Below are 13,453 nucleotides of genomic sequence, written 5' to 3' on the forward strand. Positions count from 1 at the left end.
TACGGCCCCCGCCCGACGCGGCCCCCGCCGGTGAGCACGGGACGGCGGGCACGGGAGGGTCAGTGCGAAGGGGTCAGCGGCACAGCGGCAGGCGGCACAGCGGCAGGGCACGGAGCAGCTGCCGCACCCGGTGCATGCCCCACGTCGAGGGCCCACCCGGGGCAGCCGGTCTTGTCGAAGCGGCCCTTGGCCCGGTACATCGCGCGGTCGGCGCGGTTGAGCAGCCCGTCGGGGTCCTCCGGGCCGGTCGCCACGGCCACCCCCACGCTGCCGCCCACCTGGACGCTGGCGCCACCGGGCACCGTGTCGGAGTCCAGGTGCAGCTCGAAGCGGAGGTCTGCGGCGAGCGACTCCGCCCACCGGCCGGCGTCCTCACGGCAGGCCATCCCCGGCAGCAGCACCGCGAACTCGTCACCACCCAGGCGCGCCACCGCGTCGCACGAGCGCACTCGCCGTCGCAGCAGGTCGGACACGGCGACGAGGACCGCGTCCCCGGCCGCGTGGCCGTGGGTGTCGTTGACGGCCTTGAAGGCGTCGAGGTCGATCAGGGCGACCCCGGCGCCACCGGCCCGGGGCTCCTCCAGGCTGCGCCGGAACCCGGCGCGGTTGAGCAGCCCCGTCAGCGGGTCGTGCAGGGATGCGCGCTCGTGGCTGCGCGCCTCGGCGTGCACGCGCCGGGAGAAGCGCAGCAGCATCCGCAGCACCACGGCGACGATGAACCCGGTCACCAGGCCGCCGATGCTCTGCACGGTCCGGCTGAGGTCGTGGACGCGGCGCAGCTCGGTCAGGCGCTGCTGCGCGTCGACCTGGTAGCCGGCGGCGAAGGCCTCCAGCCGGACGCTCAGGACGCGGTGCGTCGGAACCAGCTCCACGTCCGCGATCCTGCTCGCGGACGGGCTGTCCGCCTCCGCGAGCAGGAGGAAGTCGCGGGCGCGGTCGGCGAAGTGCTGCTGCTGGTGGCTGAGCACCTCGCTGTCCTGGGCGCCGTACTGCTCCGCGAGCACGAGCGCCGTGGCGAGGTCCTCGGTCGCGGTGCGCAGGGTGCGCGTGAGCCGCTGGGCGTTCACCGGTGAGGGCTCGACCCGGTAGTCGCGCACGGCGATGGCCTCGTTGGCCACCGAGATCTGCGCCCGGGTGAAGGCGGCGTCGAGGCCGAGAGCGGCGTCCTGCTTCACCAGGGCGGTGGCGACGCGGTGGTCGGCCGTGACCACCAGGGCGCCCATGGCGAGGAGGGTGCCGACCAGCGCCAGGGAGGCCAGCAGGGGGGACCGGGGAGGTCCCTCCTGACTGCCCAACCACCTGGAGAACGTCATGGGAGCTTCCTCGGCCGCCGATCGATGCGACTTGACCATGGATGCTCCCTTCCACCGCCCGGGTGCACCCCGTCGAGTGATGCGCCGCGGTCGGGCCCCGAGCACCGGTGGAGGAGCGACCACTGCGTCGCCCTCCCCCGCCGACCGGCGGAGCCCACCACGACGCCGCGCCGAAGCCGGTCCTCGCCGCGCTCACCGCGGTGCAGGTGCTGACGACCTGCCGTCCCGGCGAGCTGACCACAGTAGGGGCTGCCGCACCGCGCCGGCCCGCATCGGGGCACCGGACCCCCGATCGGCGGTGGCGCGGCACCGGCCGCCCGGCACCGCGCCACCCGGGAGGACCGCGCCCCCGCACGGCCCCCACCCCCGCCGACGGTTCACCCCCGTCGCCGGTTCACCCCCGCTCGGCCCCGAGCAGCCGGGAACGGACCAGGAACCGCACCCCCTCCGGCGCCTCCAGCGAGAAGCCGGCGCCCCGGCCCGGGACCACGTCGATCGTCAGGTGGGTGTGCGCCCACCGCTCGAACTGCTCCCGGGACATCCACACCGGCACGGTGAACCCCTCCCCCACCGCGACGCCCCCGTCGTCGGTCCCGTCACCGCCCGCGGTCCGCGGAACCCGCAGCTCCCCCAGGCGGACGTCGGCGTCGGAGGTGAGGAACTCCCCGTCCGGGTAGCACATCGGGGAACTGCCGTCGCAGCAGCCGCCGGACTGGTGGAACATCAGCTCCCCGTGCAGGGCCCGGAGCCGGCGCAGCACCGCCGCCGCCGCCGGGGTCAGCGCGACGCGCTCGATGTCCGCGGGCACCACGGCGTCGCCCTCCCCCACCCCGCGCACGGTCAGAAGAACCCGAGCTTGTTCGGGGAGTAGCTGACGAGCAGGTTCTTCGTCTGCTGGTAGTGGTCGAGCATCATCCGGTGGTTCTCCCGGCCGATGCCGGAGCCCTTGTACCCGCCGAACGCCGCGTGCGCCGGGTAGGCGTGGTAGTTGTTCGTCCACACCCGTCCGGCCTGGATCCCCCGTCCCATCCGGTAGGCCAGGTTGATGTCGCGCGACCACACCCCCGCCCCGAGGCCGTAGAGCGTGTCGTTGGCGATCTTGAGGGCGTCGTCGGGGTCGTCGAACCTCGTCACGGAGACCACCGGCCCGAAGATCTCCTCCTGGAAGATCCGCATGTGGTTGGAGCCCTCGAAGATGGTGGGCGTCACGTAGTACCCGCCGGACAGCTCTCCGCCGAGGTCGGCACGCTCGCCGCCGGTGACGAGGCGGGCGCCCTCCTGCTTCCCGATGTCGATGTAGGAGAGGATCTTCTCCAGCTGGTCGTTGCTCGCCTGCGCACCGATCATCGTCTCGGTGTCCAGGGGGTCGCCCTGCTTGACGGCCCGTGTGCGGGCGGTCGCGTCGGCGAGGAACCCGTCGTAGATCGAGGACTGGATCAGCGCCCGGGAGGGGCAGGTGCACACCTCGCCCTGGTTCAGCGCGAACATCGTGAAACCCTCGAGCGCCTTGTCGTAGAACTCGTCGCGGGCCGCGGCGACGTCGGCGAAGAACAGGTTGGGGCTCTTCCCCCCGAGCTCCAACGTCACGGGGATCAGGTTCTGGCTGGCGTACTGCATGATGAGGCGCCCGGTCGTCGTCTCACCGGTGAAGGCGATCTTCCGGATCCGGTTCGAGGAGGCCAGCGGCTTGCCCGCCTCCACCCCGAACCCGTTGACCACGTTGACGACCCCCGCGGGCAGCAGGTCCGCGATGAGTTCCATCAGCACCATGATCGAGGCAGGGGTCTGCTCGGCGGGCTTGAGGACCACCGCGTTGCCCGCCGCGAGGGCCGGTGCCAGCTTCCAGACCGCCATGAGCAGCGGGAAGTTCCACGGGATGATCTGCCCCACCACTCCCAGCGGTTCCTGGAAGTGGTACGCGATGGTGTTCTCGTCGATCTCCGAGATGCCGCCCTCCTGCGCCCGCACCACCCCCGCGAAGTAGCGCAGGTGGTCGACGACCAGCGGCAGGTCCGCCGCGAGGCTCTCGCGCACCGGCTTGCCGTTGTCCCACGTCTCAGCGACCGCCAGCATCTCGAGGTTCGCCTCGATGCGGTCCGCGATCCGGTTGAGGACCTGGGCTCGCTCCGCCACCGACGTGCGGCCCCAGGCGCCGGCGGCGGCGTGCGCGGCGTCCAGTGCCCGCTCGACGTCGTCGCCGGTGCCGCGGGCGATCTCGCAGAACACCTCGCCGGTGACGGGGCTGGGGTTCTCGAAGTACTGCCCCGACGCGGGGGGCGAGGACTCCCCGCCGATCCAGTGGTCGTAGCGGGGGGCGTAGCGCGCGGGGCTGCCCTCGCGCCCGGGAGCCTGGTAGACCGTCATGCGGCACCTCCGTGCGACTCGTCACCGGCGCCACCTCGTCGTGGCGCCGCGGCGGCGACGCTAGGCGGGCGGACGTTGCAGGGACGTTGCAGCGGCACCGGGTAGCACTCGGGGTCTCAGCCGCGCAGCCGCTCCAGGCGCGCCCGGGCCTCACCGCGGGCGGGGTCCCCGGGCGCGGCGCACCGCAGCAGCCGCTCCCAGACCTCCTCGTCGTCGCGCCCGGCGACCGAGCGGCCCCACTGCAGCAGCAGCGCCGGATCACGCGACACCAGCACGGCGGTGCGCAACCCGAGGGTCAGCTCCTCCCGCAGTTCCACCACGCCGGGCGCCACCGAGCGCGGCAGCACCGGGCCCGCGTGCAGGGCCAGCGCCGCCGCCACCCGGCCCGCCCGCAGCTCCCGCCGCACCGCCAGGGCGTCGCACTCCACCGCCCCGCTCAGCCGGTACGGCCGGGTGCCCACCCCGAGGCGCCCGGCGGTGGCGCGCTCCAGCACCGCCCGCAGCCGGGTCAGCTCCGCCCGCACGGTCACGGGCGCCAGGTCCTCCTCTGCCAGCGCCACGGCCAGCTCCGCGGCGCCCCACCCCTCGGGCCTCGCCGCCAGGAGCAGCAGCAGCTCGCCGTGGCGCAGGCCGAGCCCCGCCGCGCCGGACGCGGCCGGTGGGCCGGCAGCCCCGGGCGGCTCCAGCAGCGCCCCCGCCCGCCCCAGGACCCGCAGCCGCGCCGGGGCGCGGGTCGCCGCGGGCGCGGCGCCGCCGGGCAGCAGCAGCCCGGAACCGGCCGCGGGGGCCGTGAGGGCCCGCACCCTCAGCTCCGCCTCCGCCACCGCCGCGACGGCCTGGACGAGGTCGAGGGCCCGCTGCCGGCCGAGCTCGTCGCCGCCGGTCACGTCCAGCACGCCCAGCAACCGCCCTGTGCCGGGGTCTCGCAGCGGCGCCGCCGAGCAGCTCCAGCGGGCCACGGCGCAGGCGTAGTGCTCCCCCGCCACCACCCGCACGGGCCGCCCGAGGTGCAGAGCCGTGCCGGGGGCGTTCGTGCCCGCCGCGTCCTCGCTCCAGCGCGCTCCCTCCACGAAGCGCATCTCCTCCGCCGCCGCGCGCAGCGAGGAGTCCCCCTCCACCCACAGCAGGTGCCCGTCCTGGTCGCTCAGCGCCACCAGGACCGGCACCCCCAGCGGCTGCTCCAGCAGCAGCCGGCGCACGGCGGGCAGCACGAGGCGCAGGGGGTGCTCCCGGCGCAGGGAGCGCACGTCCGCGGCGTCGAGGGGGACCGGCGCCAGCAGCCGCTCGGGGTCGAGGCCGCCGAGGACGCTGCGGCCCCAGGAGTCCGCCACCACGCGACGCGCCCCCGGCAGCTGCGGGCGGGCACCGGCTCCGAGGCAGCGGCGGCTGCGCTCCAGCCAGTCCTCGCGGCGCTCGTGCGGGTCGGCGCGATGCCCGGCCGGGAGCACCGGCTGCGACCGCGACCCCGCGCTGCCCATCGGCTCCGCTCCCGTCGACGTCGTCGTCGCTGCCCCGCTCGGCACCCGCCGGCGCGGGGCAGCACGGAGCGTAGGGCGCCGCACCGCCCCGGGAACAGGGAACGCGGCGACGGGCGTGCTCCGGCGCCCTCCCCCGCCCGGGCGCACCGCGCGGTGGGACGATGCAGGCCCCCACCGCACGGAGGCAGGACGTTGAGCGAGCAGGACTCCCCGACCACCGCGACCGCAGCGGGAGCCGAGGCGGAGCGCGGCGCCCACGGCGCGCTGCACGACGTCGGACACAACGCCTGGCACGACGCGCAGCTCGACGCCGGGGAGGACGACGCGCGGCACGACGCCGACGACGCGTCCGGCGGCGCGGACTCCGGCGGCCTGGACCTGCGGCGGCTGGGCACCGCGGTCGCCGTGCCCGACCGCGCCGCGGCGGCCGCCGCGGAGGAGTCCCTCGCCGCACTGGCGGCCCGCCACGGCGGGATCGGGCGCCTCGGCGAGCTCGCGTCCTGGCTGGCCGCCGTCCGCGGCCCCGACGCGCACCGCCCGCTGGAGCGGATCCGGCTGGTCGTCCTGGCCGCCGACGCAGGGATGGCCGCGGTGGGCCTGTCCCGGCACCCGGCCGGCTGGACGGCGGAGGAGGTGCGCGCCCTGCACACGGGGACCGCCCCGGCCGCCGTCCTGGCGCGGGAGGCGGGCGTCGGCCTGCGCGTGCTCGACGTGGGCGTCGACGCCGACCTGGGCGACCTGCCCCCCGAGGTGACCGCGTGGAAGGTCCGCCCCGGCTCCGGCGACGCCCGCACCGGCGATGCGCTGACGCTGGAGCAGGCGGCGGCCGCCTTCCGGGCGGGGGCGACCGCCGTGGACGAGGAGGTGGACGCCGGGGCCGACCTGCTCCTGCTCGGTGAGACGGGCGTGGGCGGCTCGGCCGTGGCCGCCGTCGTCGTCGGGGCCTGCCTGCGCAACGGGCCGCTGGAGGTCCTGGGCCGCGACGTCGGCCTGCTCGACGACGCCACGTGGATGCGCCGCACCGCAGCCGTGCGCGACGCCCTGCGCCGCAGCCGCCCGGTGGCGCACGACCCGCTCGCCCTGCTCGCGGCGGTGGGCGGGACGGCCGCCGCCGCCGCGACGGGCTTCCTCGTGCAGGCCGCCGTGCGCCGCACCCCCGTCCTCCTCGACGGCCTCGGCCCCGTGGCGGCGGGGCTGGTCGCGATCCGGATCTCGCTGACGGCGAAGGAGTGGTGGCGGGTGGGTTCGCGCTCGGCGCAGCCCGCGCAGGCGCTGGCGCTCAACCGCCTCGGCTCGGAGCCGCTGACGGACCTGGGCGTCGCCGCGGGCTCGGGGGTCGGGGCCCTGGCGGCGCTGCCGCTGGTCCGGGCGGGACACGCCCTGCTGCAGGCGGCGGCGACGGACCCGCTGTCGGGGACGTTCGACGGGAGCGCCGCCGGGTAGGGGGTTCGATGCTCGCCGCGGAACGGCAGCGCGGGCCCGCGCTCCTTCCGCGGGCGTCGCTCGGCCCTCGCCTCAGCTCGCCGCGGAGGGCTGCACGAACGGCGGGCGCTGCACGGCGCAGCGCAGGAACCGCCCGCGCACCTCCAGCAGGACCTCGTCGCCCGCCCCGACCGACGGCGCCAGCAGCGCCAGCGCGACGCCCTCGCCCAGCGTGGGCGAGTAGGTGCCGGACGTGGTCGTCCCCAGCACCTCCCCGGGCCCGTCCGCCGTCGCCGCCCGCACCGGCATGCCCGCGCGCGGCACCCCGCGCTCCAGCGCCCGCAGCCCCCACGCGCGCCGCGCCGCGCCGGCCTCGCGCTCCCGCAGGAGGACGTCCCGGCCCCAGAAGGCGGGCTTGTCCCAGGCGACCGCCCAGCCCAGCCGCGCCTGCACCGGCGTGACGTCCAGGCTCAGCTCGTGCCCGTGCAGGGCGTAGCCCATCTCCGTGCGCAGGGTGTCGCGGGCACCGAGGCCGGCGGGGCCACCGCCCGCCTCCGCCGCGGCGGCGAGCAGGGCGTCCCACAGCTCCCCCGCCTCCTCCCAGCGCGGCAGCAGCTCGTAGCCGCGTTCGCCCGTGTAGCCGGTGCGGCAGACCACGACCGGGGCGCCGCGCCAGGTGGCCTCCACGAACGAGAGGTACTCGTGCCCGCTCGGCAGCCCCAGCGCCTGGAGCACCTCGTCGGAGCGGGGCCCCTGCACGGCGAGCACCGCGTGGTCGGTGTGCGCGTCGCGGACCTCGACGTCGCCGGGGGCCACCTCGCGCAGTCGGCGGGCGACCTCGCCGGCGTTGGCCGCGTTCGGCACCAGCAGCACGTCCTCGTCGCCGCGCACGTAGACGAAGAGGTCGTCGACGACGCCGCCGGTCGCGTCGTCGCAGCAGAGCGAGTACTGCGCGCGGCCCGGGCCGAGCCGCCCCACCGCGCTGGTCAGTGTCGAGTCGAGGAGGGCGCGGGCGCCGGGGCCGGTGACGGACAGCTTGCCGAGGTGGCTGACGTCGAAGACGCCGACCGCCGTGCGGACGTCCTCGTGCTCGCGGCGCACCCCCCGCCCGGCGTGCTCCAGGGGCATGCTCCAGCCGGCGAAGTCGGCCATCTTGGCGCCGGACGCGACGTGGCGGGAGTGCAGGGGCGAGGTGCGGATCTCGTCGTCGAGGGCCATGGGCGCGCACCCTATCCAGACCTTCGCGGGGCTCCGGGGCGCGAGGGCGCGCGGCGCTCCAGCGGTCGCCGTCGGGCGGTGGCTGGCTAGCATGCGACCGTGGTCGAGCTGATGCTGTCCGGCAAGAACCCCAAGAGCTACGCGGGCGACGCCCTGGTCGTGGGCGTTGCGCAGCGCGACGGCGCGGCGGTGGTGGTGGCCGACGGCCTGCCCCGTGCCGTGCGCGCCGCGCTCGGCGAGGCGGCCGCCCGGTTGCGGGTGAGCGGTGCCGCCGACTCCGTGGACCTGGTGCCGGGGGTGGAGGGCGTGAGCGCCGGCGTCGTCGCCCTCGTGGGCCTCGGTGCGGCCGCCGAGGGCGGCCGTTACGACGCGGAGGTCCTGCGCCGGGCCGCCGGCCGCGCAGCGCGGGCCCTGGCGGGGCGTGCCAGCGCGGGCTTCCTGCTGCCCGCCGGCGACGCCGCCGGGGTGGGGGCGGTCGCCGAGGGCGCTGCGCTCGGGGCCTACGCCTTCACCCGCTTCCGCTCCTCGGCGGGCGCGGAGGGCGCCTCGGCGTCGCAGCCGCTGGCGGAGGTCACGGTGCTCGGCGCGAAGCCGCGCGACGAGGACGTCGCCGCCGCGGTCGAACGCGCCGGGATCCTGGCCCGCGCCGTGGCCGTCACCCGAGACCTGGTCAACACCCCGCCCGGCCACCTGCCCCCCGCCGACTTCGCCGCGGCTGCGGTGGAGCACCTGGCGGGCACCTCCGTGGGCGTGCGGGTGCTCGACGAGGAGGACCTCTCCGAGGGCGGCTACGGGGGGCTGCTCGGGGTCGGGCAGGGCTCCTCGCGCCCGCCGCGGCTGGTCGTCCTCGACTACGCCCCCAAGGGCGCCACCGGCCACCTCGCACTGGTGGGCAAGGGCATCACGTTCGACTCCGGCGGGCTGTCGCTGAAGCCAGCCTCGGGCATGGAGACGATGAAGTGCGACATGGCCGGCGCGGCCGCCGTGCTCGCCGCCGTGCGCGCGGTGGCCGACCTCGGCCTGCCGCTGCGGGTCACGGGCTGGCTGGCGATGGCGGAGAACATGCCCTCCGGCACCGCGCAGCGCCCCTCCGACGTGCTCACCACCTACGGCGGCAAGACGGTGGAGGTCCTCAACACCGACGCCGAGGGCCGGCTCGTGCTCGCCGACGCGCTGGTGGCGGCCGGGGAGGAGGAGCCGGACCACATCGTGGACGTGGCGACCCTCACCGGCGCGCAGATGGTCGCCCTCGGCAACCGGGTGTCCGCGGTGATGGGCAACGACGATGCCCTCCGGGAGCGCTTCCTCGCGGCCTCGGCCGCCGCCGGGGAGCAGTTCTGGCCGATGCCGCTGCCGGTGGAGCTGCGCTCGAGCATGGACTCGCAGGTGGCGGACATCGCGAACATGGGCGACCGCTTCGGCGGGATGCTGGTGGCGGGCCTGTTCCTGCAGGAGTTCGTGCCTGCCGGACCGGAGGGCCGGCCGCGCCCGTGGATCCACCTGGACATCGCGGGCCCGGCCTTCAACAGCGGCTCCCCGCACGACTACACGCCCAAGGGCGGCACCGGCGTCGCCGTGCGAAGCCTGGTCGCGCTGGCCGAGTCCCTGGCAGGTTCGAGTACTTAGTGCGATCTAGTGACTACAGACCGTAGAGTGACGGTGGCGTCCCGGCGCCACCCCTCGACCCGCCCCTCGCACGGCGGCCGAACCGCAGGAGGAACCATGTCGCTCTCGTCGACCGCACGTCGCGCCGCCCTCGCCACCGCCGCGACCGCACTGGCGGCCGTCTCCCTCGTCGCCGCGGCGGGAACGGCCTCCGCCGACACCTCCTCCGCGATCTCCCTCGAGAAGAGCAGCGCCTCGACGGCGGAGTGGCCCCGTGCCATGGAGTGGCCCCGCGCGACGGAGTGGCCCCGCGCGACGGAGTGGCCCCGCGCCATGGAGTGGCCCCGTGCCATGGAGTGGCCCCGCTGACCTCTCCCAGGCGTGCACCTGACACGCACCAGCCCCTGACGGCGGCGCCGCGGACTTCCCGCGGCGCCGTCGTCGTGCGTCGCGCCCCGCCACGACGACGCCCGCCGCGGCGACACCTCCCACGCCGAGGTCGTCCCCCACTGGGGCGTGCGTGAGCAGAGGTGACAGGATGTCGAGCGACCAAGAGCTGGACGAAGAGCGAGGGAGCCTCCAGTGGCCGATGCGCCGGAGTACGACGTCGTCATCCTGGGCGGGGGCAGCGGTGGGTACGCCTGCGCGCTCCGCGCCGCGGAGCTCGGCATGTCCGTGGCCCTCATCGAGAAGGACCTGCTGGGCGGCACCTGCCTCCACCGGGGCTGCATCCCGACCAAGGCCCTGTTGCACGCCGCCGAGGTCGCGGACTCCACGCGCGAGAGCGAGCACGTCGGCGTCCGGGCGACCTTCGAGTCGATCGACATGGCGGGGGTCAACAAGTACAAGGACGGTGTGATCGCCCGCCTCCACAAGGGCCTGCAGGGACTGGTGAAGTCCCGCAAGGTCACCCTCGTGGAGGGCGAGGGCCGTCTGGTGGCACCGAACGCGGTCGAGGTCGCCGGCACCCGCTACACCGGCAAGAACGTGGTGCTCGCCTCCGGCTCCTACTCCCGCTCGCTGCCCGGCCTGGAGATCGGCGGGCGCGTCGTCACCAGCGAGCAGGCGCTCGGCCTGGACCACGTGCCCGACCGGGTCGTCGTCCTCGGCGGCGGCGTGATCGGCGTGGAGTTCGCCAGCGTCTGGAAGTCCTTCGGCGCCGAGGTCACCGTCGTCGAGGCCCTGCCGCGCCTGGTCCCGCTGGAGGAGGAGTCCATCAGCAAGGCGCTGGAGCGGGCCTTCCGCAAGCGGGGCATCAAGTCCAGCCTCGGCGTGCGCTTCGCCGGAGTGGAGCAGAACGACTCCGGCGTCGTCGTGAAGCTCGAGGACGGCAAGACCTTCGAGGCCGACCTCCTGCTCGTGGCGGTCGGGCGCGGCCCCAACACCGCCGGCCTCGGCTACGAGGAGCAGGGCGTCACCATGGACCGCGGCTTCGTCCTCACCGACGAGCGCCTGCGCACCAACGTCGAGGGCGTCCGCGCCGTCGGTGACATCGTGCCCGGCCTGCAGCTGGCCCACCGCGGCTTCCAGCAGGGCATCTTCGTCGCCGAGGACATCGCGGGCCTCAACCCCGTGCCGATCGACGAGACCGGCATCCCCAAGGTCACCTACTGCGACCCCGAGATCGCCTCCGTCGGGCTGACCGAGGCGAAGGCGCGCGAGCAGTACGGCGACGTCGACGTCGTCGAGTACAACCTCGGCGGCAACGGCCGCAGCCAGATCATCGGCACCCAGGGCTTCATCAAGCTCGTCCGGCGCAAGGACGGCCCCGTCGTGGGGGTCCACATGATCGGCACCCGCATCGGCGAGCAGGTCGGCGAGGCCCAGCTGATCGTGAACTGGGAGGCGTACCCGGAGGAGGTCGCGAACCTCGTCCACGCCCACCCGACGCAGAACGAGGCGCTGGGCGAGGCGTTCCTCGCGCTCGCGGGCAAGCCGCTGCACTCGCACGCCTGATAGCCGGTGGGGAGGATGCCCGCAGGTCGTCCCGACGGCGGCCGCACGCCTCCCCGCCGCTGACCCCCCAGCAACCCGGCGTTCCCCCGGAGCGCTGAGCTAGCCCGTCGTCCGTGAGGAGAACGAAGCAGATGTCGAACTCGGTGCAGATGCCGGCGCTCGGTGAGAGCGTCACCGAGGGCACCGTCACGCGGTGGCTGAAGCAGGTCGGGGACACCGTCGAGGTCGACGAGCCCCTGCTGGAGGTCTCCACCGACAAGGTCGACACCGAGATCCCCTCCCCCGTCGCCGGGGTGCTGGAGGAGATCCTCGTCGGCGAGGACGAGACCGTCGAGGTCGGCACCGACCTCGCCCGCATCGGCGACGGCAGCGGCGGCGGCCAGCAGGACTCCGGACAGGACGACGCCGGCCAGGACGCCGGGCAGGACGACGCCGGCCAGGACGAGGCGCCCCAGCAGGACGCGCAGGAGCAGGACTCCGACCAGGACTCGGGGCAGCAGGAGAAGCACGAGGCACCGCAGGCCGAGGCGAAGCCAGCCTCCGGCGGTGGCACCGCCGTGCAGATGCCGGCGCTCGGTGAGAGCGTCACCGAGGGCACCGTCACGCGGTGGCTGAAGCAGGTCGGGGACACCGTCGAGGTCGACGAGCCCCTGCTGGAGGTCTCCACCGACAAGGTCGACACCGAGATCCCCTCCCCCGTCGCCGGGGTGCTGGAGGAGATCCTCGTCGGCGAGGACGAGACCGTCGAGGTCGGCACCGACCTCGCCCGCATCGGCGACGGCAGCGGCGGCGGCCAGCAGGACTCCGGACAGGACGACGCCGGCCAGGACGAGGCGCCCCAGCAGGACGCGCAGGAGCAGGACTCCGACCAGGGCGAGACCCTCGCCGACGAGGTGGAGGAGCGCGCACAGGCGCACGAGCAGGCCGCCAGCGCCACCTCGCCCGACGCCCAGCAGGAGCACACCCGCCAGACCCAGGAGACGGGCAGCGCGGACTCGGCCCCGGAGGAGGAGACGGAGCCCGCGCCGCAGTCGGGCGGGGCGCCCGCCACCGGCGGCACGACCTACGTCACCCCGCTCGTGCGCAAGCTGGCCGCCCAGCACAACGTCGACCTCAACACCCTGCAGGGCACCGGGGTCGGGGGACGCGTCCGCAAGCAGGACGTCCTCGAGGCCGCCGAGCGCGCCGCGAAGGAGGCGAAGGCCGCCGCCAAGCGGGCCAAGGACGCCAAGGACGCCGAGGCGAAGGCCAAGGCGAGCCAGCCCGCGGCGGCCGCGCCCGCGCCCGCCGCCGGTGGCGCTCCCGCCCACCCGGCCGCCTCCGCCAAGCGCGGCACGACCGAGAAGATGTCCCGCCTGCGCAAGGTCATCGCGCAGCGCATGGTGGAGTCGCTGCAGACCTCCGCGCAGCTGACCACCGTCATCGAGGTGGACATCACCCGCATCGCGAAGCTGCGGGCGAAGGCGAAGAACGGCTTCGAGGCCCGCGAGGGCGTGAAGCTGTCCTTCCTGCCGTTCTTCGTCAAGGCGGCCATCGAGGCCCTCAAGCAGCACCCGGTGCTCAACGCGAGCGTCGAGGGCGACTCGATCGTCTACCACGGCAGCGAGAACGTCAGCATCGCCGTGGACACGCCGAAGGGCCTGATCGTCCCCGTCATCAAGGACGCCGGGGACCTCAACCTGGCCGGCATCTCCCGCAAGATCGCCGACCTGGCGGACCGCACCCGGTCCAACAAGATCACGCCGGACGACCTGGCCGGTGGCACCTTCACCATCACCAACACCGGCAGCGTCGGCGCTCTCTTCGACACGCCGATCATCAACCAGCCGCAGGTCGCCATCCTCGGCACCGGTGCCGTCGTCAAGCGTGCGGTCGTCGTCCCCGACGCGGACGGCAACGACTCCATCGCGATCCGGTCGATGATCTACCTGGCACTGTCCTACGACCACCGCATCGTCGACGGGGCCGACGCCGCCCGCTTCCTGCACACCGTGAAGCAGCGGCTGGAGGCCGGCGAGTTCGAGGGCGAACTCGGCCTCTGACGCCGAAACCCGCAGCGGCGGGTCGCCCCCGGAGGGGGGTGGCCCGCCGCTGCGG

At 75.3% G+C, this 13,453-nt stretch carries 10 protein-coding genes; 5 read left to right on the forward strand and 5 right to left on the reverse strand.

From position 1 onward, the window contains the following. Nucleotides 1-59: 59 nt before the first annotated feature. From CLV92_RS22375 to CLV92_RS10150, 4 genes are all read right to left on the reverse strand, one after another. Nucleotides 60-1,313, reverse strand: coding sequence for a GGDEF domain-containing protein (locus tag CLV92_RS22375; protein ID WP_158257191.1), 1,254 nt, complete (start codon nucleotides 1,311-1,313; stop codon nucleotides 60-62). Nucleotides 1,314-1,707: 394 nt separating this feature from the next. Then, nucleotides 1,708-2,142, reverse strand: a complete 435-nt coding sequence (locus CLV92_RS10140; RefSeq protein WP_245886675.1) for a DUF779 domain-containing protein — start codon at nucleotides 2,140-2,142, stop codon at nucleotides 1,708-1,710. An 11-nt stretch (nucleotides 2,143-2,153) separates the two neighbouring features. Then, nucleotides 2,154-3,677 (reverse strand): aldehyde dehydrogenase, encoded by a 1,524-nt coding sequence (adh, locus tag CLV92_RS10145; RefSeq protein WP_104432696.1) that lies wholly within the window; start codon nucleotides 3,675-3,677, stop codon nucleotides 2,154-2,156. A 116-nt stretch (nucleotides 3,678-3,793) separates the two neighbouring features. Next, nucleotides 3,794-5,155 carry a GAF domain-containing protein gene (locus CLV92_RS10150; RefSeq protein ID WP_104432697.1) on the reverse strand — a complete coding sequence of 454 codons (1,362 nt, stop codon included), beginning with the start codon at nucleotides 5,153-5,155 and terminating at the stop codon, nucleotides 3,794-3,796. A gap of 192 nt (nucleotides 5,156-5,347) precedes the next feature. Between CLV92_RS10150 and CLV92_RS10155 the strand changes: the two genes are divergently transcribed. Continuing rightward, a complete protein-coding gene (locus CLV92_RS10155; RefSeq protein ID WP_146099484.1) occupies nucleotides 5,348-6,598 on the forward strand; it encodes a nicotinate-nucleotide--dimethylbenzimidazole phosphoribosyltransferase in 1,251 nt (416 codons plus the stop codon). 72 nt (nucleotides 6,599-6,670) lie between these two features. Here CLV92_RS10155 and gcvT read toward each other — a convergent pair whose 3' ends face one another. Next, nucleotides 6,671-7,795, reverse strand: coding sequence for a glycine cleavage system aminomethyltransferase GcvT (gene gcvT, locus CLV92_RS10160; RefSeq protein WP_104432699.1), 1,125 nt, complete (start codon nucleotides 7,793-7,795; stop codon nucleotides 6,671-6,673). Nucleotides 7,796-7,894: 99 nt separating this feature from the next. Between gcvT and CLV92_RS10165 the strand changes: the two genes are divergently transcribed. The 4 genes from CLV92_RS10165 (at nucleotide 7,895) to sucB (ending at nucleotide 13,398) form a co-directional block, all read left to right on the forward strand. Beyond that, nucleotides 7,895-9,421: a leucyl aminopeptidase gene (locus CLV92_RS10165; RefSeq protein WP_211291024.1), complete on the forward strand. Its 1,527-nt coding sequence runs from the start codon at nucleotides 7,895-7,897 to the stop codon at nucleotides 9,419-9,421. Nucleotides 9,422-9,517: 96 nt separating this feature from the next. Next, on the forward strand, nucleotides 9,518-9,769 hold the full coding sequence (locus CLV92_RS10170; protein ID WP_104432700.1) for a hypothetical protein: 252 nt from the start codon (nucleotides 9,518-9,520) through the stop codon (nucleotides 9,767-9,769). 213 nt (nucleotides 9,770-9,982) lie between these two features. Then, a complete protein-coding gene (lpdA, locus tag CLV92_RS10175) occupies nucleotides 9,983-11,356 on the forward strand; it encodes a dihydrolipoyl dehydrogenase (protein WP_104432701.1) in 1,374 nt (457 codons plus the stop codon). A 131-nt stretch (nucleotides 11,357-11,487) separates the two neighbouring features. Continuing rightward, nucleotides 11,488-13,398, forward strand: a complete 1,911-nt coding sequence (gene sucB / locus CLV92_RS10180; RefSeq protein WP_104432702.1) for a 2-oxoglutarate dehydrogenase, E2 component, dihydrolipoamide succinyltransferase — start codon at nucleotides 11,488-11,490, stop codon at nucleotides 13,396-13,398. The last annotated feature ends 55 nt before the right edge of the window (nucleotides 13,399-13,453 follow it).

It is taken from the genome of Kineococcus xinjiangensis (genome assembly GCF_002934625.1).
GTDB classification, from domain to species: domain Bacteria; phylum Actinomycetota; class Actinomycetes; order Actinomycetales; family Kineococcaceae; genus Kineococcus_A; species Kineococcus_A xinjiangensis.

What these genes read in the sequence shown, in the direction of transcription:
- CLV92_RS10170 (WP_104432700.1), top strand. Translation starts at nt 9,518, where the DNA reads ATGTCGCTCTCGTCGACCGCACGTCGCGCCGCCCTCGCCACCGCCGCG.
- CLV92_RS10150 (WP_104432697.1), bottom strand. Translation starts at nt 5,155, where the DNA reads ATGGGCAGCGCGGGGTCGCGGTCGCAGCCGGTGCTCCCGGCCGGGCAT.
- adh (WP_104432696.1), bottom strand. Translation starts at nt 3,677, where the DNA reads ATGACGGTCTACCAGGCTCCCGGGCGCGAGGGCAGCCCCGCGCGCTAC.
- sucB (WP_104432702.1), top strand. Translation starts at nt 11,488, where the DNA reads ATGTCGAACTCGGTGCAGATGCCGGCGCTCGGTGAGAGCGTCACCGAG.
- CLV92_RS22375 (WP_158257191.1), bottom strand. Translation starts at nt 1,313, where the DNA reads ATGACGTTCTCCAGGTGGTTGGGCAGTCAGGAGGGACCTCCCCGGTCC.
- gcvT (WP_104432699.1), bottom strand. Translation starts at nt 7,795, where the DNA reads ATGGCCCTCGACGACGAGATCCGCACCTCGCCCCTGCACTCCCGCCAC.